This is a genomic window from Comamonas sp. B21-038, from assembly GCF_022387135.1.
Taxonomy (GTDB): Bacteria; Pseudomonadota; Gammaproteobacteria; order Burkholderiales; family Burkholderiaceae_C; genus Comamonas; species Comamonas sediminis.
This window is the reverse complement of record NZ_CP092462.1, coordinates 2837069-2852438: the sequence shown is the minus strand read 5'-3', so window position 1 is coordinate 2852438 and position 15370 is coordinate 2837069. Positions and strand designations below refer to the sequence as shown.

The 15370-nt window shown below is 54.4% G+C and carries 28 protein-coding genes; 18 read left to right on the top strand and 10 right to left on the bottom strand.

Going from position 1 to position 15370, the window contains the following annotated elements; translation table 11 throughout:
• Positions 1-167 precede the first annotated feature (167 nt).
• Complete coding sequence (locus MJ205_RS13095; protein WP_239808871.1) at positions 168-512, bottom strand: zinc ribbon domain-containing protein YjdM; 345 nt, start codon at positions 510-512, stop codon at positions 168-170.
• A 217-nt stretch (positions 513-729) separates the two neighbouring features.
• On the opposite strand from MJ205_RS13095, the gene MJ205_RS13090 reads away from it, so the two are divergent.
• Genes MJ205_RS13090 through MJ205_RS13080 form a run of 3 tightly spaced genes read left to right on the top strand, consistent with a single transcriptional unit; the run spans position 730 to position 2722 of the window.
• Entirely contained in the window at positions 730-1515 is a 786-nt protein-coding gene (locus MJ205_RS13090) for a DUF6651 domain-containing protein (protein WP_239808870.1), read from the top strand.
• A 2-nt stretch (positions 1516-1517) separates the two neighbouring features.
• Positions 1518-2495 (top strand): major capsid protein, encoded by a 978-nt coding sequence (locus tag MJ205_RS13085; protein ID WP_239808869.1) that lies wholly within the window; start codon positions 1518-1520, stop codon positions 2493-2495.
• Between the two features lie 38 nt (positions 2496-2533).
• Positions 2534-2722, top strand: coding sequence for a hypothetical protein (locus MJ205_RS13080; protein WP_239808868.1), 189 nt, complete (start codon positions 2534-2536; stop codon positions 2720-2722).
• Between the two features lie 7 nt (positions 2723-2729).
• Here the strand turns inward: MJ205_RS13080 and MJ205_RS13075 are convergent, their stop codons facing one another.
• Positions 2730-3155 (bottom strand): hypothetical protein, encoded by a 426-nt coding sequence (locus MJ205_RS13075; RefSeq protein WP_239808867.1) that lies wholly within the window; start codon positions 3153-3155, stop codon positions 2730-2732.
• Entirely contained in the window at positions 3152-3541 is a 390-nt protein-coding gene (locus MJ205_RS13070) for a hypothetical protein (RefSeq protein ID WP_239808866.1), read from the bottom strand. The genes MJ205_RS13075 and MJ205_RS13070 overlap by 4 nt, the downstream gene beginning before the upstream one ends.
• Positions 3542-3569: 28 nt before the next feature.
• Here MJ205_RS13070 and MJ205_RS13065 point away from each other — a divergent pair, with 28 nt between their 5' ends.
• The 8 genes from MJ205_RS13065 to MJ205_RS13030 all read left to right on the top strand — a co-directional run bounded on the left by MJ205_RS13065 (position 3570) and on the right by MJ205_RS13030 (position 7612).
• A complete protein-coding gene (locus MJ205_RS13065) occupies positions 3570-3986 on the top strand; it encodes a DnaT-like ssDNA-binding protein (RefSeq protein WP_239808865.1) in 417 nt (138 codons plus the stop codon).
• Between the two features lie 280 nt (positions 3987-4266).
• On the top strand, positions 4267-4632 hold the full coding sequence (locus MJ205_RS13060; protein ID WP_239808864.1) for a hypothetical protein: 366 nt from the start codon (positions 4267-4269) through the stop codon (positions 4630-4632).
• Positions 4629-5186, top strand: coding sequence for a hypothetical protein (locus MJ205_RS13055; protein ID WP_239808863.1), 558 nt, complete (start codon positions 4629-4631; stop codon positions 5184-5186). Before MJ205_RS13060 ends, MJ205_RS13055 begins: the two co-directional genes overlap by 4 nt.
• On the top strand, positions 5183-5584 hold the full coding sequence (locus tag MJ205_RS13050; protein WP_239808862.1) for a phage tail terminator-like protein: 402 nt from the start codon (positions 5183-5185) through the stop codon (positions 5582-5584). The genes MJ205_RS13055 and MJ205_RS13050 overlap by 4 nt, the downstream gene beginning before the upstream one ends.
• 115 nt (positions 5585-5699) lie before the next feature.
• Positions 5700-6347, top strand: a complete 648-nt coding sequence (locus MJ205_RS13045) for a phage tail protein (RefSeq protein ID WP_239808861.1) — start codon at positions 5700-5702, stop codon at positions 6345-6347.
• Between the two features lie 106 nt (positions 6348-6453).
• Entirely contained in the window at positions 6454-6867 is a 414-nt protein-coding gene (locus tag MJ205_RS13040; protein WP_239808860.1) for a phage tail assembly chaperone, read from the top strand.
• A gap of 5 nt (positions 6868-6872) precedes the next feature.
• Entirely contained in the window at positions 6873-7208 is a 336-nt protein-coding gene (locus tag MJ205_RS13035) for a DUF1799 domain-containing protein (protein WP_342395184.1), read from the top strand.
• Positions 7209-7411: 203 nt separating this feature from the next.
• Positions 7412-7612 (top strand): hypothetical protein, encoded by a 201-nt coding sequence (locus MJ205_RS13030; RefSeq protein WP_239808859.1) that lies wholly within the window; start codon positions 7412-7414, stop codon positions 7610-7612.
• On the opposite strand, the gene MJ205_RS13025 is transcribed toward MJ205_RS13030, so the two are convergent.
• From MJ205_RS13025 to MJ205_RS12995, 7 genes are all read right to left on the bottom strand, one after another.
• Entirely contained in the window at positions 7601-7906 is a 306-nt protein-coding gene (locus MJ205_RS13025) for a hypothetical protein (protein WP_239808858.1), read from the bottom strand. The genes MJ205_RS13030 and MJ205_RS13025 overlap by 12 nt on opposite strands.
• A 328-nt stretch (positions 7907-8234) precedes the next feature.
• Positions 8235-8447: a hypothetical protein gene (locus MJ205_RS13020; RefSeq protein WP_239808857.1), complete on the bottom strand. Its 213-nt coding sequence runs from the start codon at positions 8445-8447 to the stop codon at positions 8235-8237.
• 165 nt (positions 8448-8612) lie between these two features.
• Entirely contained in the window at positions 8613-9026 is a 414-nt protein-coding gene (locus tag MJ205_RS13015; RefSeq protein WP_239808856.1) for a hypothetical protein, read from the bottom strand.
• Positions 9023-9238, bottom strand: coding sequence for a hypothetical protein (locus MJ205_RS13010; protein WP_239808855.1), 216 nt, complete (start codon positions 9236-9238; stop codon positions 9023-9025). Before MJ205_RS13010 ends, MJ205_RS13015 begins: the two co-directional genes overlap by 4 nt.
• A 410-nt stretch (positions 9239-9648) precedes the next feature.
• Positions 9649-10110, bottom strand: a complete 462-nt coding sequence (locus tag MJ205_RS13005; RefSeq protein ID WP_239808854.1) for a DNA-directed RNA polymerase subunit alpha C-terminal domain-containing protein — start codon at positions 10108-10110, stop codon at positions 9649-9651.
• A 35-nt stretch (positions 10111-10145) separates the two neighbouring features.
• Positions 10146-10493, bottom strand: coding sequence for a hypothetical protein (locus MJ205_RS13000; RefSeq protein WP_239808853.1), 348 nt, complete (start codon positions 10491-10493; stop codon positions 10146-10148).
• 129 nt (positions 10494-10622) lie between these two features.
• Positions 10623-11123: an Arc family DNA-binding protein gene (locus MJ205_RS12995; RefSeq protein WP_239808852.1), complete on the bottom strand. Its 501-nt coding sequence runs from the start codon at positions 11121-11123 to the stop codon at positions 10623-10625.
• Between the two features lie 127 nt (positions 11124-11250).
• On the opposite strand from MJ205_RS12995, the gene MJ205_RS12990 reads away from it, so the two are divergent.
• The 7 genes from MJ205_RS12990 (at position 11251) to MJ205_RS12960 (ending at position 15343) form a co-directional block, all read left to right on the top strand.
• Positions 11251-11433 carry an Arc family DNA-binding protein gene (locus MJ205_RS12990; protein ID WP_239808851.1) on the top strand — a complete coding sequence of 61 codons (183 nt, stop codon included), beginning with the start codon at positions 11251-11253 and terminating at the stop codon, positions 11431-11433.
• Positions 11430-12170, top strand: a complete 741-nt coding sequence (locus MJ205_RS12985) for a phage antirepressor KilAC domain-containing protein (protein WP_239808850.1) — start codon at positions 11430-11432, stop codon at positions 12168-12170. Before MJ205_RS12990 ends, MJ205_RS12985 begins: the two co-directional genes overlap by 4 nt.
• Before the next feature lie 82 nt (positions 12171-12252).
• Positions 12253-12636 carry a hypothetical protein gene (locus MJ205_RS12980; RefSeq protein ID WP_239808849.1) on the top strand — a complete coding sequence of 128 codons (384 nt, stop codon included), beginning with the start codon at positions 12253-12255 and terminating at the stop codon, positions 12634-12636.
• A gap of 158 nt (positions 12637-12794) precedes the next feature.
• Entirely contained in the window at positions 12795-13043 is a 249-nt protein-coding gene (locus MJ205_RS12975) for a hypothetical protein (protein WP_239808848.1), read from the top strand.
• Positions 13043-13612, top strand: coding sequence for a hypothetical protein (locus MJ205_RS12970; RefSeq protein ID WP_239808847.1), 570 nt, complete (start codon positions 13043-13045; stop codon positions 13610-13612). Before MJ205_RS12975 ends, MJ205_RS12970 begins: the two co-directional genes overlap by 1 nt.
• Positions 13605-14057 carry a hypothetical protein gene (locus tag MJ205_RS12965; RefSeq protein WP_239808846.1) on the top strand — a complete coding sequence of 151 codons (453 nt, stop codon included), beginning with the start codon at positions 13605-13607 and terminating at the stop codon, positions 14055-14057. Before MJ205_RS12970 ends, MJ205_RS12965 begins: the two co-directional genes overlap by 8 nt.
• A 929-nt stretch (positions 14058-14986) precedes the next feature.
• Positions 14987-15343 carry a hypothetical protein gene (locus MJ205_RS12960; protein WP_239808845.1) on the top strand — a complete coding sequence of 119 codons (357 nt, stop codon included), beginning with the start codon at positions 14987-14989 and terminating at the stop codon, positions 15341-15343.
• Positions 15344-15370: the final 27 nt, after the last annotated feature.

The following is a 15370-nucleotide window of genomic DNA, read 5'->3' as shown; positions in this document are numbered from 1 at the left end:
GCGGGACTGTTTGGCATGACCGGGTTTGCTACCAATGCCATATGCAGGGTATTCACTCCTTCATGTTGCCTGATGAGCCGCGTATAGTGAAGGAGCGGAAGCCGAGAACGCCGAAACCGAAGGCGGTCCACGCGAAGTAACTTAGCTTACCAAGGCTCAGTTGAGGGTCAAGCCTTCTTCACGAACGCGGATTTGAGCTGCATGCTGCTGATGCCGTCTATGCGGCAGTCAATATCATGATCGCCTCCGATCAGTTTGATGTTGCGAACTTTGGTTCCAACCTTGACGACCTGCGAGGAGCCCTTGATTTTCACGTCTTTGACGACTGTTACGGAGTCTCCGTCTTGCAACACATTGCCGACAGCGTCCTTAATAACAATAGCGGATTCTTCTGCTTCTTCATTGCCCTCGGATGACCACTCATGGGCGCAATCTGGGCAGTTCAACAAAGCGCCATCAGCGTAGACAAACTCTGACTTGCATTTGGGGCAAGGCGTCAATGTGGACGACATAGTTACTCCCGGAAAAACTTGAAGTCCAGCATTCTAGTTGCGACCCATCTGGATCCTTTAGTCACCATTCGGACCAAATAGGTCGATCACTTTTATTCAGCCGCCATGGAGCAATCCAATGCGGCTTTTTCATGCCCAAAACAAGGAAGTGGAGTAGGGCGTCCAGCCGAGGAATCGGCAACCGTACTGAGGCTGGAAAGCCAAGGAAACAGCAAAAATGAAACTGAAACTGAACGATCAAGGCAATGTAGTTGTGCAAGACGGCAAGCCCGTTTATCTGCATGACGATGGCAAGGAGGTCGCATTCGATGCGCCGGCTGCAGTGAGCAAGATCACTTCACTCAACGCTGAGGCGAAAACCCATCGCGAGGCCAAGGAGGCTGCGGAGGGCAAGCTGAAGGCGTTCGAGGGCATCGAGGACGGCGAAGCAGCGCGCAAAGCTCTGGAGACCATCAAGAACATTGATGAGGGCAAACTGATGGCAGCAGGCAAGGTCGAAGAGATCAAGTCCGCTGCTCAGAAAGCTGCCCAGGAGCAGGTCGCAGCTGCAAGCAAGGCGCACGCCGAGGAATTGGCTCGCACCAAGCAATCGCTCGACAAGATCACAGGCGACCTCTACGCAGAAAAGATCGGCGGTAGTTTCAACCGCTCCAAGCTCATCTCTGAGCGCTTCGCAATTCCCGCTGACCTGGTGCAAGCCCGGTTTGGCCAAGCCTTCAAGGTTGAGGAAGGAAAGATCGTTGCCTACGACCAAGCCGGTAACAAGATCTTCAGCCGCTCTCGGCCGGGAGAACTCGCAGAGTTTGACGAAGCGCTTGAGGCCCTGGTGGACCAGTACCCATACAAGGAGCAAATCCTCAAGGGCACAGGTGCATCTGGCGGCGGAGCAGGTAGCAGTAACAACGCTGGCGGACAAAACCAAGCAAAGGGCAATTTCGGCGGATCTCGCACAGAGCGGGCAGCCGCTATTGCCAACCGTTTCCCTGAACTCTCGAAAGGCTAAATATGTCTCTCTCCCAAATGCAGGTGTTTAACCAATACATCATGCCTGCCACCATCGAAACTCTCGCTCAGATGGTCCAGCAATTCAACCAGGCCAGCGCCGGTTCTATTCGCCTGACCACTGAAGGTTTCGATGGCGACTTCCTGCAGGAGTCCTTCTTCGCAGCTATCCACAGCGCGCAACGCCGCGTTGACCGCTATGCCACCAACGGCAACGCAACTCCTACCGATCTGACCCAGCTCAAGCACAGCTCGGTGAAGGTGGCTGGTGGCTTCGGTCCTATCCGCTTCGAGCCTTCGCAGCTGACCTGGCTCAATAAGCCAACAGCGGAGGGAATCGAGGTGGCCTCGCGCAACTTCGCTGAGGCACTGATGGCAGACCAGCTCAATACCGCCATCGCTGCTCTGGTAGCCGCGATCAGCAACAACACTGCGGTGAGGAACGATGTCTCTGCAACGGCTGGCATCAGCTATGTCGCGATCAACGAGGCCCATGGCAAGTTCGGTGATCACAGCGGCAACCTGGTTGCTCAGATCATGAACGGCGTCACCTATCACAAGCTGATTGGTGCCAACCTGACCAACACGCAGCAGCTGTTCCAGTCGCAGAACGTGCGCGTGGTGGACATTCTGGGCAAGGCGGTGGTGGTGACTGATGCTCCGGCACTTTCTGTTGCTGCTGCATCACCGGCTCCTGCCAAACTGAACGTGCTCTCGCTCACCGAGGGTGCTGCGACGGTCTCAGATGGCGGCGACCTGATCTCGAACATCGAGACAAGCAACGGCAAGGAGCGCATCGAGACCACCATGCAGGTTGACTACACGTTTGGCCTGGGCCTCAAGGGCTACACCTGGGATGAGGTGAACGGTGGCAAATCTCCGAGCGACGCTGAGATCGGCACAGGTGCTAACTGGGTCAAGAGTGCCACGAGCAACAAGCACACCGCTGGTGTTATCACCATTGGCGACGCAGCCAAGTAATTGAAGGGGGCTTCGGCCCCTTTCTCTTTGGAGAAACCATGACCGAAAAGATCGCATACGAGAAGCATCCTGTGTCGCCTGAACGCAAGGCCGAACTGCGCGCTCAGGGCTTCAAGATCATCGACGCTCAGTTCAAGCCTGCTCCGGCGCAGGAACAATCCACCGAGGCTGAGGGCGAGCAATCCGCTGCAAAGCGTGGCCGAAAGCCTGCCCCGGCGCAGGAGTGACGAGTCGTTAGCTGTCCAATTCCACAGTCAGCTGCGGGAGATTTTCCCAGTAATACCTATTCTTGAATGCCAGCTCTTCGTTGAGATAGGCGAGTTCACTAAGCGAAACCTTGACTAACTTGGCGACGTTGACTCGGCTTTTTTCATCAAGTTCTGGCGCGTTGCTCAGGCCTTCGATAAGCAGGGTGAGATCTGAAAAAGTTTGCTCTCGCAAAGTTTTCCTGTCTCCATGGAGAAAATCATTGATGCTGTTAATTCTTGCTTCAATCGATTCTTTTGACCCTGCTGCATTTTTCAATTCTACGCAGCGGATACGGAGCGCTGCATGAATTGGGTTCGCTAAGTGCCCATATAGGGCGTGTGCTGTATTGATGAGCCAAGGAGTCATTGCTGTGCGCATAGCATCTTGGCTACTTCCAGTCGCAGCCATCATTTCTTTTGTTCTTTGCACTTTATCGTACGCGCTCGCAACTCTGTACTGAGCACCTCCTCCGGTAGGTCGGTTGCTTTCAGCAACATGAACTCTATGAGACTGCTAGCAGTGGATGCCGCGAGACTCTTCATCTGAGCGAGGATCTTTTCCGCTTCATTAACCTTTTGATCTATTCGAGTCTTCGCTTCCACGCCAAGGCCCTTGAGCATCTCAAACTGATCAATCGTCGCACCGAACAGAAGCACCAGTCCTGCGCCTAGACCGGCTAATCCAGCGCTTGTATTCGCTTCGAACAACCAATAGCTTCCGAACGCGAGGGATGCCATGCCGGCTGCTGTTAGCGCTAGGCTGACAACGCCGCGATGGATTTTTGCAATGTCGCACATATTTTCTCCTTAGATCGGAGCTTACTTTATGCCGATGATTACCGCTCCTTTGGCAGGCTATGACAGCCTAGTGTCCCTGGCAGAAGCGAAGAGCTACATGGAGCGCATGGGCTACGACTGGCCGGCTGATGAGGCCAAGCAAGAGATTGCTCTGCGTCGCGGCACGCAGTATGTCGTGAGCATGTACAGCATCCGGCCTGAGTTCCTGGACCCCGTTGCCGATACCGTAAAGCACGCCACATGTGAAGCCGCGCTACGGGCAGCTGATGGCTCGCTGTTCTCCGATGTGGACGCCCAGGCTGTCACCGAAGAATCGGTGGGGCCGATCACTACCAAGTACGCACAGCCTGCAAACGGCGGTCAGAAGCGCTTCGGCGTGATTGATGCCTTGATGCGCGGCATGACGACTGGTGGAGTGGGGCAGGTCAAGTTTGTGAGGGCCTAGATGGCTGTCATTCCATTCAACCGCCCCATACCTGCCGTTCAGCACGGCGCAGGGCAGGCCTTTTGCTTAGGCTGTGGCCACGAGTGGACAGCAGTCGCTCCAACGGGCACAACTCAACTGGAGTGTCCCTCCTGCAAGGCGCACAAAGGTCGGTGGAAGTTTGAGTTTTCGCCAGCCGAAGGCCAGATGGTGAGGGAGTGCAACTGTGGCAACCAGCTTTTCTACCTGACGCCTGACGGCCATATGTGCGCCAACTGTGGGATTTATCAAGGGTACTGATATGGCCAAGTTTGACTACACCCGCCCAGCTGCGACTGCCAAGCGGCTGTTGGATCGCTTCGGCCAAGCAGGGGCGATCTCTCGCTCTACGCCTGGTGGCTATGACCCAGAAACGGGCCCGACCGATCCTGTGGAGCTGCAGTCACCATGCACGGTCGCGCTGCTGGAGTTCGACAACCGGCAGATCGACGGGGAGTTGGTCAGGATCGGCGACCGCCGTGCCTTGATCGCTCCAGATGCCGCGTTTGAACCTGATGCGGGTGATGTGCTGACTGTGGCCTCAGAAGTCGTGCAGGTGGTCCGAAATAGGCCGCTGAAGCCAGCCGGCGTCATCGTCCTGCACGACTGCATAGTGAGGGCCTCATGAGTTTTTCTGATGATCTTGCGAAGGTCTGTCTGCAGGCCGGCGAAAAGTGCGAGGAAGTTGCTCGCCGAACCGCTATCGAGTTGCAGTCAAACATGATTGAGAAGTCTCCTGTTGGCAATCCTGACCTGTGGAAGGCCAACAAGAGCGTCATGTATGCGCGTGAGACGCACAACCTGTGGGTTGGCGCAATCAATGCCGATCTTGCAAAAGGTGAAAAGAAGGTCGCGCGCATGGGTAAAAAGAAGCTCAAAGAGAACTACAAGCTCAAGGCAGGGCAGAACTACACAGGTGGGCGTTTCAAGTCCAACTGGCAGGTCGGGCTGGGTTCAATGAATGAGTCCGTGGACAGCGAGCCTCGTAGCGATGCATTGGGCCGTGCAAAGGTCGTGCTGGAAGGCTTCAAGCCTGGGCAGACGATCTTTCTTACGAACAATTTGCCGTATGCCAAGAAATTGGAGTACGGGCACTCTAAACAAGCGCCCGGTGGCATGGTGCGTCTGACCGTTCAAGACTTCGCCAAAGCAGTGAAGCGCGCAGTGGAATCTGTCAAATGACCCTCTCACAAATCAAAGCACTGCTTGAAGGAAAGCTGCTCGCCATGCCGGGCGTGCTGCCTACGGCCTTCGAGAACGTGCCATTTAAGCCGCCTGAAGGCCCATACCAAGCCTGCTATCACCTGGTGAATAGTCCGGTGGACCTGGGCATAGAGGGGACGCTGACGGAAGAGCGAGGCATCTTGCAGATCACGCTGCGCTACCCGGAAGGGAAGGGCCGACAGGTGACTGATGCTATGGCCGACCAGCTCAAGCAGCACTTCAAGCCTGCTCAGATCATTCAGGGCCCGGGCTTTCGCATCGAACTGAACAAGACGCCTACCGTTTCCTCCGGAACGCCCGATGAGGGCCGCTGGACCGTCCCTGTTTCCATCTTCTGGGAGGCGTACCCGTCATAGGGCGCTTCGCCAAAACCTAATGCCACCGTGAGGTGGTTTTTTTGTGCCCGATGAGGGCGAAACCTAGCCGCAAAGCATGTGCCGAGCGGCTTTTTTCATTTCTGAAAGGCTCAAAATGGCCCGTACTCCCACAGGTACTATTACCTCCGTTGCCACCGCGCTCTCCACCTCGAAAACGATCAGCGGCATCTCCAACGCAGCAGAAGCTGTTGTCAGCTCTGTCGGCCACGGCTTTGCCAATGGCGACATCGCGCTGATCCTCTCGGCCTGGGGTCGCATGAACTTCCGTGCTTTCCGCGTCAAGGGTGTGACGGCTGACAGCTACACTCTGGAACGCTGCGACACCACGAACACCGAATTCTTCACGCCTGGTCAGGGCGCAGGCTCGGCGCGCAAGGTCAGCACCTGGGTGGACCTGGACCGCACCATGAACCACGCCACCAGCGGCGGCGATGCCAAGACCGTGAACGTGAAGTTCATCGAGTCGGACAACGAAATCGTTCTGAACGACGGCTTCAACGCGGTGCAGCGTACCTTTGACATGGACGCCGACATGATCGGCTCGCCTGCTTACGAAGCGCTGCGCATGCTGTCCGACACCAACGCTGACACCGTGGTGCGTCAGCGTGCAAAGACCGGCGCTCTGTCACTGATCCCCGCCAAGGTGTCGTTCAACGAAGAAGAAACCCTGACCGAAGGCCAAGCCGTCGTGGTCAAGGGCACCTTCAACGCTCAGAACAAGTCCACGCGCTACCCAGCGTAATCCGGGCATTCCGTCCACAACCATTGCACCGACGCAGCCGCTTCGCTCCTTCAGCGGGGCGGGCGGTTGCGCACGGGCTTAACTTCTCCCGCTGAAAGACAAGACTATGGCAAAGCAAAAAACTGTACCTGTGACCAGCCTGAAACTGATGGCCGGCAAGTCGCCGACCTTCCCACTGACCGTGACCGTGAAGAACCTCGATGGCGACGAGTTCGATGTGGTGTTCACTGCCAAGGCTCAGAAAAAGAGCGAGTGGGCCGCAATCCGTGATGCACACCGCAAGACCGCAGACGGCGTCGAGCAGCCGGCCGAGAAGGCTGAATTCTCGTTCGAGGACTTGGTGAAGGACGGCATGCGGCAAGCGGCCGAGATCGTGGCCGGCGCCGTTGCGGGCTGGAACCTAGAAGACGAGTTCAGCGTTGACAGCCTGATCGTGCTGGAAGACCAGTGCGGCGGTTCGCTGGCCAAGGTGCTGGGTAAGTACGACGCAGCTCTGTTCACCGGCCAACTGGGAAACTAAAGCAGATAGCTCGATCCCTGTTTGAGCCTCCTGTCACAGAGGCAGAGGCTCAAGCTGCAGGGTTCGAGCTAGAGGACTACCCAGAGCCCGAGATCATCGAAGTCTGGCCCGACAACGAAGCCGCGCTGGACATCGCAATGATGATTGGCACCCGATGGGTCTACCCAGCTATGGGCGGGGTGCCACTGGGTGTTCGATGGGAGGCCATCTATCCACTGATGGACCGCAAGGCCACTGGGGAGGCCTGGGATGAACTGCACGAGTACTTGATGGTCATCGAGGCCGAGGCACTAGCGACACTGCGTGAGTTCGCACCGAAGGAAACTGCGCGCAGAAGCTAGTTAATACCACCAATACTTCCGCTGCAGTTTGTCGAGTTCTTGCAGTTCCGCTGGCGGTAGTCTCTTGCCGCCGAAGCGCCTCCTGTTCTTTAGGACCTGTAAGCGCTTCAGCTCCTCTTTGTCGTACAGACTAGCCCCGACTATGAGAAGAAGAACGATGACAGCAATGACTGCGCCAATCATTTTTTACCTTAGGTGTACAAATGCGAAATGAATACCGTGTCCTAGTAGAAACGGTGCTCTCTCATGAGGGCAAGTTGCGAGAGTTGGCATTGCGCAAAGCGGAGGCTGAAAAAAATCTCGCGAGCATCAATCAATGTATTGCCTTTAATGAAGATGCAATCAGAAGCGTTGAATGCCAAATTTCTGAGATTGAGCGTCGCGCAGGTCTCTCAGAAGCCTAAATTGCTGGTCAGAGTGCTCAAATACTTAACGTCTCCCTTTGTTGCTTTCTTTCGGGCATCAAGATCAATCACCACCATCATGTCCCAGATCGCATTGAATTCGCTCCCTAGGTAGAGACTGTCTCGTATCGAGTCAGCTGAGCCAGTAGCTTGAAAAGACAAAAACGAAGTAGTCTCTTCCCAGGTCTTTGGAGAGCCTCCAGCTAGTTCATATGCCTTTTTCATAAACGACTCGTAGCGGCTTTGATAGCTAGAGTTGCTCTCAATCCTAAATGTCACGATGAAATGTGCCACATGCTCTCCTGTTGAAATCGTTCATCCTAGGCGGTGATACATATTGTGACAAGCTGGTAATTTACACAGTGCGCAGCGTCTGATTTTTGTTCAGCTTTTAAACGCACAGGCTCGCTTCGGCGGGCCTTTTTCATGGGCTCACGCATTGGCGTGGGCCTTTTTTATTGGGCACGCCATATGACCGATGTAGCAGCCGTAGGCATTGCTTGGCGCAGGCCAAACTAGCCAATGTTGAAAGGCGTAGCCGCTGCTGCACTTCGCCTTCGACTGGAAGGCGTGGTATCAGGCCTAGGCAAAAAAACCGCCCGGAGGCGGTTGGGGGAGGGGTTTAGGCCCATGGCGTCAAAGGAGGGCGTGTGAAGAGGGGCGCCAGATGAGGATAGCGTTGCCAGGCCAAATTCTTCATCTTCTCAAATTCCCACTGGCGTACTTGCCCTTCACATGTGCCCAGCTCAATCGGCTCAGCCAAGCGGCCCTCCAGGAACAGCGTGTCGATGCGTTGTATCAAAAATCGCGTGCGAAAGCTCATGTCGATCTCCATAGTTCAGGAGCCTTCAGTCTGCGCTTATGGACGCGTAAGGTGTTGTGGGGTTTGGCCAACTTCGGCTTAGCTAGCCTTCGCTGCAGGAGCTGCTAACTTATGAGGTGTTGCAGGAGTTCGCTAGCTACAAGGCAAAAGAAAAGCCACCCGGAGGTGGCTTGAGGGTTAGCTGGGATCTGTTTCTTCTTGATCTGCAAGCGCAGTTGGCGGAGGAAGATAAAACGCTCCGCTGCTGGTGTGGTGGGCATATACGTCTACCAACCAGACAGTGGGCCCACGCTGCGGCCATTGGAAATGGAGCACCCAATCAGAAGTTCTATTCCATTGTTGCATTCCAGAATATTGCGGAATTCCAATGTGGTAGTGCCACAGGTGTCTCGAAAGCGTGTATTGGTAGTCTGGATGATTGGTGGGGAGGTTCATCCATGAAGGGGACACCCTTCCTTCGAACTTTGTCTGATCAGCCAGTCCGTGCTGCTGAAAAACAGAGGCGAATTTAGCAATTTTTAGAACTTGATCTTCTGGGAAATGATCGAAGTCCTTTAGAAATTGAATTGAGTACTTGACCGTATAGCTCATTTATGCAGGCGAGACATCTTACGGAAATGCGCAACGATTTCAGCCGGCGTGAGACCTTCGGGCAACGTAAAGAATGGCCCTGCAAGTGCACGATCCATCCGATCACGGTCAATGAATACGGGCCCCTCAACTCTCTTTGCTGCACTAGTTGCTTCTTCGGATTTCTGAGGTTTTTTGCTCTGATCTACGACAAAGGAGATGAAATTGGACATTGCAAACCTCCTTCCAAAGTGAATCTGAATGCCTAAAAATTTTGCAAAGCTTTGTATTTTAACAGAGAAATTATTGCTTTGTCAAGAGCTAAATTTTCTGCAAATGTTTCGGCTTCTGTTGAACAAACAATACGTCTTATTGCCTGTACCGTCAACAAGAATTTGACAGATGTTCGATAGTCGTCTACGTAGGACTACGTTGTCATACGGAGGTCACTACGACACTCCTCAACAGTGCCCTATGAAGCGTTGCACAGCAACATCACTCCGCAGAAGTCACTTTGCAATCGATTGCACGACAGCTCGCCCGCGCTCCACGCTCAAAGTGAGTCGAGAGGACTGAGGCGACTGGACCCGCTCGTCGGATACGCCATCGCCCTCATTTAGCCTGCCCAAACCCCATTCACAATTCAGGCAACGTCGTCCACTGCCGCCTGCTTCCTGACGCGCGGGATCTCGTACTGTTGGCCAGGGAAGAAGAGCCGCTCAATCTCCCTGAGCTTCACAAGTCCAAGGCCTCTGATCTTCAGTAGATCCTTCGGCTCCATCGCGCAGAGTTGTTCTGCAGTCATGATCCCGTCTCGAGCCAAGGCCTGTACGGTTTCAGGGGTGAGGAGGCCGTTAAGAGAAGAGCCTTTGATGTGACGTATGGGCCTGCGGGCCAGCACTGGCTCGAACGACTTGCCAGGGAAAAACGCTTTCTCAATTTGCTTGAACCTGAGCATTCCCATGCCCCGCAGCTTCAAAAGCTCGTGTGGGTAGGCTCTGCGCACTGCTTCCACGGTGTGAATGCCGTTCTTCGCGAGGACGTGAGTCACGTAGGCGGGCAGCAACTCGCCCAACGGGGTTTCGGATTGCTGATGTTCTTGCATATTGCACGCATCATAAATTTGAACGCGGAGTCATCCTAGCTCCTGTACCCAGCTTGTGCAGACTCCCTATCTGCCCTCTGGAGTTCCATGAGCAAGCGCCATAGAGCCGGTCGGTACTTAGATTTCCCATCAAGGGTATCGCTCTTCAGATCGTCCCGGAAGTCAGGCACATAGTACTGGCCAGGGAAAAGAAGGGCTTCAATCTTCCTGAACGCACGGGGGCCTATATCGGGCATTTGGAGCAGCTCCTCTGGGTATATCCGTCGTACCTCTTCCATGGTCTTCAGCCCGTTTCTTGCAAGGGCCCTCCAAAGTCTTGGAGGCAAAATTTCCTTCAGCGATACGCATTCTTGATCGTGTGTTTCGTCGGTCATCCAATTCATGAATAAGATCATACAAATCAGAACTGACGAACACTTACAAATCGATGTTTTTAGTTGCTTTCGCAACAGAATTGGAAAGAAGATGTGACAGATGCTCATGAAAAAGCCCTCCGAAGAGGGCTGAGTTGGCTACTTCTTGGATTTCCCCGGGTCACCCGCGAAGCGCTCTAAAAGCTCACGGTACTCAGGCCGGACCTTTTCTGGATCAACCCACTCGATCCACCTCTCCGTAAATTTGATGAGCGCTTCTGCCACGCCATCCAGTTCACCATGTGCTTCAGTGGGGTCGGCGCCAGGGGCAACTTGGCCGACCTTAAGAGTTGCCTCAAGCGTCTTGATAAGCAACTCGAACGAGTCAGCACTCTTTACGTCTGGCTTTTCGATAAGAACCAGTTTGGCGGCCGTGTCTGCCAACTGCACCCCTGAATTCACCATCTGGAATTGAGGCAGCAGGCCGGTCTGCACCTGAGGCTGCTGGGACAGGCTGGCTTCAAGGCGCGCAATGATCTCCGCGTTGAGAGTGCGCTTGTTGACCTTTCCAAGCTCTTTGAGTCGATCTCTCATGCCGTCAGGCATCCTCACTAGGACCTTGTCGGCGACATCGGAGGGATAGACAGGCTTATCTTCCATTTGGTTATGACTCCAGACGCAACTATGAAAAAAGAATATATCGAATCGCTAGCAAGTCTATTGCGGCATTGCTATCGAGTCGCTATATTTATGCCTATAGCAAGTCGCTATTTTAACGGAGTCGGGAATGACACACATCGAGCCAGCCAAGGACCAGGATCGAAAAGATCAGTTTGTTCTGCGGCTACCACAAGGAATGCGAAAGGGCATCAAAGCAAGTGCGGCTCTCAATGAGCGAAGCATGAATGCGGAGCTGATCTATCTCATCAAGCTTGGCCAACAAATTCAGGCGCGGGGAGCATCAACATGAACAGCATCGTGGCTACAGCCAACCATGGCGCCATCTCCATGACCAGCCTTGAAATGGTGGACTTCATCAACAGCCAGCGTCAGGAAGGTGAAGCGGAACTCCAGCATCGTGACTTCATGACAAAAGCGCCAAAAGTACTGGGCCAGGAGGTATGCGAAAAATTTCGCACACCCTACCGTCACCCACAAAACGGGCAGATTTACAGCATGCTCACACTACCGAAGCGCGAAGCCTGCCTTATGGCCATGAGCTACAGCTATGACCTGCAGGCCAAGGTGTTCGACCGGATGACCGAGCTTGAAGGCAAAGCAACGCAGGCGCTACCTCAGACCTTCGCACAAGCTCTGCGCCTGGCAGCCGAGCAGCAAGAAGAGATCGAGCGTCAACAGTTGGCACTTGAACAGGCGAAGCCGAAAGTGGTTTATGCAGACACCATGCTGAACGCTGAGGGCACTGTTCTAGTTCGCGACGCGGCTAAGACGCTGGGTGTGCCAGTGCGCAAGCTGGAAAGTGCTTTGCGAGATAAGGGTGTGATCCTGTCGAACAACGCTCCAGCTGCTGAGTACGTGAGCAAAGGCTACTTTAAAGAATCCCTGCATACGTACAAGACCAAGACCCGAGGCGATCAGATGAGCCGCGTTGCCCGAGTGACAGGCAAGGGCCTGGAATTCCTGCGTCGCTTCGCAGAACGTCATGCCGCATTGTTTGTGAAGGCGCCTCGGAAGGCCTCGCAATGACCCCCGCAAAGGCGAAAGCCCCGGCGACTCGAACTCGCAAGGGCTTTCTGGTGAATCAATCAAAGGGATCGAAGGACTCGCTATGAATGTTACAGCAACCACCAACGCGGCGCAAGCCAGGCCCACCTTAGATCAAGTGGCGACCATGTTCCTAGCGGTAGCGGCGAAGAAGCTGGAGTCGTTGGAGAGCATTCGTAATAAGGATACAGAATGGGTTGATGCGGATGTGAGTGTCGATATGGCCATCGAATTGGTCTCGGAGCGCGTTCGGGCTATGTCAGGGAAGATGTTCCCAAGTGCTGACGCTTTCTCCAGCGAGTGGTACAAGATTTCTTCTGTGGTCAATCTGTCGATGGCGTCATTTAGCCGCCCCTCCAGCTGGTATGGGCGCACCCTGCAAGATGCCGCTCAATTTTTTCAGCAAGTGCCTGACATCTTGCACCATGCGGAAGTAGGTGTGGCATGAGCGCAAAGCGCAGAACTACCCCTACGTCTAAACCTCTCAGCTTGCCTTCTCCAAGTCAGATTCAATTCTTGGCTTGCAAGATGCTTGAGGATCGATTGGAGAGCGCAATACAACACGCATGTGAGCCAGGCATCTGGAGAGACGAATGGCAAGCGCATGTGAACGCCGCTGATCTCGTCAGGGAGGGTGTGCAACGGCTTAAGGCCGCGCTGCCGTTGGATTTCGATGAATTTTCGTTCATGCACGCCCGCATCCAGTCAACTATCGCGCTTGTTGCTGCTGCCTTTCCGGATAAAGACACTGCTGCATGGCGCAACCTGCATGCAGCTGAAACAGGCTTCACTGAAGTTCTTGAGGCATTGGAGTTGGCTGAGCAGGTTGACGAAGGCGCGAGAGGGGATCAATGATGGAACAACTCAGAATCCGCATCACCGGCACTTCGCCGTTGATGATGCATGCGGACACGCTGGCCAACCCATTAAACCCCGCTACGAAGCTTCACAAAGAGATGACGGGGAAGCGAAAGAAAACTGAGGATGACCATCTAGCCATAGCGAAGAGCGAGTTCATCAGTGGTTGCTACTGGAGTCCTGAAAGTGGTTTCTACGTTCCCGGCGCGAACCTCGATGCGACGTTCCTTGGTGGCGCAAAGCTGCAGAAATTGGGCGTGCATTGGAAGCGTGGCGCCTTGGTGCTGGAGAACCATGTGAAGCTATTGCATGACGGTCCTGTAACGCCGGATGCGCTATGGGAGAGTCCAAGCAACGTGGACTGCAGGGGAGTGAAGGTCGGTAGTTCGAAGATCATGAGATATCGGCCTGTATTCATGAGTTGGGCCGCTGAGCTGACCGTCGCAATCAATGTTGATGTGCTCGACATGCAAGAGGCGCGCAAGGCCATTGAAGATGGAGGCGCACTCATCGGAACTTGCGAGTACCGCCCGCGCTTTGGCCGGTTTGAGGTTCGCTATGTCTGAAGTCAAGGTCAGCCCCAGTTGGCGGCAGGCAGTCCATGACTTCCTGGCTGAATTCAAGTACGGCGACATCGTCCCTCATAGTTGGTTGGTCGAGCGGTTTGGGTTGCCTGTACCGGATGAGCACATGTCGGCAGTTGCATTCCAGGCAAGGCAGTTCGCATGGCTCGCCAGCATTGAAGGGTTTAAGGCGGCTTTGCTCCATGACCATCAGGTACTTCTGCAGTCGGTGCGGGGCGAGGGCTATCGCTGGTGCCCGCCCGCCGATCAAACTCAAGCAACACTGCAGGAGTTTGAACGTGATGCCGGGAGATTGTTCAGACATGCTGGGTCCCGCCTAAAAAACGTTCGACATACAGAGCTGACTTACGACGAGCGTCGCGTCAACATGGATGCTCAGGCAAAGCTTTCGTTGCTACGGGGAACAGTCAGAAAGCAGCTCCGCTAACGTGGCTGCAAGCCTATTACAAAGTGGGCTTGCGGATGCGAAAGCATCGTTACCTTCGGCGAGGTCTGGTGAGGTGCGCTCTGGCGAGCTGAGCTCAGGTATGACATGGCCAGGTACGGTATGGGCTGTCAACAGCGGGAAGCATTTTCAGTAGAGAGTGTTTTCCGATGCGATCAGCATCGTTTGGTGCGCTGAGCTATGCAATGGCAAGGCAAGGTGGGCTAAGGCACGGTATGGGCCGAAAACGGCGGCAAGCGTCTTCGATAGAGGTTGCTTGTCGATGCTTTTGGCAAGTAGTGCTTGGAGGTGATTGACTGATTCAAGCGGATCACAGAAAGCGATTCTGCCCGCTTAGAGGGCTTGACAGGCATGAGACAATAAATTGGTACTCACCATAAATCTTTCAGACGAGGGGCAGTATGTGGAGATTTCTCGGTGGGGTGGTTATCGCGGCAACTGCGATAAGCGCATCTGCACAGCAACCGGTGACATTCACTTCACCTGGTGACGCCTTCAAACTCAATTCCACCGCAACTGGAACGGTCTCAAGGACGGGCCCGTTTCTCACAGTACGCCTTGATCGACATGTGATGTGGCAGGGCGATAAGCACGTTGAGCCAACGGACGTTATTGGCTTCAAAGTTTCTGTGGCTGGACGTAACGAGAAAGGGCAATGGGAGCCAGTTAGATCGTCTGGTTTGGTTTCTAGTGCACACGTGATCCGGCGTGGCGAGAGCAGGCAGTTGCCGCCTTCCACTGTTCTCATACCTATCGATAGCCTCAGTACGCTGAGCGATAAGTGGCTTGTCATAACCATGGTAATCAAGCATGGCGCAGGCGAAGGTTTCACGTATGCGCACTCTGACAAGCTCAGGGAGAAGTTGATGCGTTGACCTTTGCTAACATGTACTCTTCATTCTGGAGGGCACATGGCAGACGTAAAGATACATGCTGGCGATTTTCCAACGGGAAACGCAAAGCTCATGTTTTCAACCCTAACTTTCCCGTGGACGCCCGGCGATGGATTTCTTGGGAAGTCGATTCAACTTACAGAATTGGCGGAGGTCGCGATGGCAAGCGAAGAGTCGGTTAAAAAGATTGGTGGTACGGTCGGATGGGGTGTGGTGGGGGCGGCGGTGTTAGGCCCGGTGGGGTTGCTAGCCGGGCTCCTGGCTGGGGGACGAGGCAAAGAGGTCACGTTTGTGGCCAAAACGCATGATGGGAAGAAATTTCTTGCAACCACAGACGCTAAAACATTTACAAAACTACAGGCGGCCGTTTTTTGACCATCGCCACAAGAATATTTGAAGCAG

Excerpts from the sequence above, each read along its gene's own strand:
- MJ205_RS12985 (WP_239808850.1), top strand. The coding sequence starts at position 11,430 with ATGAACAGCATCGTGGCTACAGCCAACCATGGCGCCATCTCCATGACC.
- MJ205_RS12990 (WP_239808851.1), top strand. The coding sequence starts at position 11,251 with ATGACACACATCGAGCCAGCCAAGGACCAGGATCGAAAAGATCAGTTT.
- MJ205_RS13075 (WP_239808867.1), bottom strand. The coding sequence starts at position 3,155 with ATGATGGCTGCGACTGGAAGTAGCCAAGATGCTATGCGCACAGCAATG.
- MJ205_RS13095 (WP_239808871.1), bottom strand. The coding sequence starts at position 512 with ATGTCGTCCACATTGACGCCTTGCCCCAAATGCAAGTCAGAGTTTGTC.
- MJ205_RS13055 (WP_239808863.1), top strand. The coding sequence starts at position 4,629 with ATGAGTTTTTCTGATGATCTTGCGAAGGTCTGTCTGCAGGCCGGCGAA.
- MJ205_RS13085 (WP_239808869.1), top strand. The coding sequence starts at position 1,518 with ATGTCTCTCTCCCAAATGCAGGTGTTTAACCAATACATCATGCCTGCC.
- MJ205_RS13000 (WP_239808853.1), bottom strand. The coding sequence starts at position 10,493 with ATGAATTGGATGACCGACGAAACACACGATCAAGAATGCGTATCGCTG.
- MJ205_RS13050 (WP_239808862.1), top strand. The coding sequence starts at position 5,183 with ATGACCCTCTCACAAATCAAAGCACTGCTTGAAGGAAAGCTGCTCGCC.
- MJ205_RS13020 (WP_239808857.1), bottom strand. The coding sequence starts at position 8,447 with ATGGAGATCGACATGAGCTTTCGCACGCGATTTTTGATACAACGCATC.
- MJ205_RS13060 (WP_239808864.1), top strand. The coding sequence starts at position 4,267 with ATGGCCAAGTTTGACTACACCCGCCCAGCTGCGACTGCCAAGCGGCTG.
- MJ205_RS13030 (WP_239808859.1), top strand. The coding sequence starts at position 7,412 with ATGCGAAATGAATACCGTGTCCTAGTAGAAACGGTGCTCTCTCATGAG.
- MJ205_RS13080 (WP_239808868.1), top strand. The coding sequence starts at position 2,534 with ATGACCGAAAAGATCGCATACGAGAAGCATCCTGTGTCGCCTGAACGC.
- MJ205_RS13090 (WP_239808870.1), top strand. The coding sequence starts at position 730 with ATGAAACTGAAACTGAACGATCAAGGCAATGTAGTTGTGCAAGACGGC.
- MJ205_RS13045 (WP_239808861.1), top strand. The coding sequence starts at position 5,700 with ATGGCCCGTACTCCCACAGGTACTATTACCTCCGTTGCCACCGCGCTC.
- MJ205_RS13005 (WP_239808854.1), bottom strand. The coding sequence starts at position 10,110 with ATGCAAGAACATCAGCAATCCGAAACCCCGTTGGGCGAGTTGCTGCCC.
- MJ205_RS12965 (WP_239808846.1), top strand. The coding sequence starts at position 13,605 with ATGTCTGAAGTCAAGGTCAGCCCCAGTTGGCGGCAGGCAGTCCATGAC.
- MJ205_RS12970 (WP_239808847.1), top strand. The coding sequence starts at position 13,043 with ATGGAACAACTCAGAATCCGCATCACCGGCACTTCGCCGTTGATGATG.
- MJ205_RS13010 (WP_239808855.1), bottom strand. The coding sequence starts at position 9,238 with ATGTCCAATTTCATCTCCTTTGTCGTAGATCAGAGCAAAAAACCTCAG.
- MJ205_RS13070 (WP_239808866.1), bottom strand. The coding sequence starts at position 3,541 with ATGTGCGACATTGCAAAAATCCATCGCGGCGTTGTCAGCCTAGCGCTA.
- MJ205_RS12995 (WP_239808852.1), bottom strand. The coding sequence starts at position 11,123 with ATGGAAGATAAGCCTGTCTATCCCTCCGATGTCGCCGACAAGGTCCTA.
- MJ205_RS13015 (WP_239808856.1), bottom strand. The coding sequence starts at position 9,026 with ATGAGCTATACGGTCAAGTACTCAATTCAATTTCTAAAGGACTTCGAT.
- MJ205_RS13065 (WP_239808865.1), top strand. The coding sequence starts at position 3,570 with ATGCCGATGATTACCGCTCCTTTGGCAGGCTATGACAGCCTAGTGTCC.
- MJ205_RS12960 (WP_239808845.1), top strand. The coding sequence starts at position 14,987 with ATGGCAGACGTAAAGATACATGCTGGCGATTTTCCAACGGGAAACGCA.
- MJ205_RS12980 (WP_239808849.1), top strand. The coding sequence starts at position 12,253 with ATGAATGTTACAGCAACCACCAACGCGGCGCAAGCCAGGCCCACCTTA.
- MJ205_RS13040 (WP_239808860.1), top strand. The coding sequence starts at position 6,454 with ATGGCAAAGCAAAAAACTGTACCTGTGACCAGCCTGAAACTGATGGCC.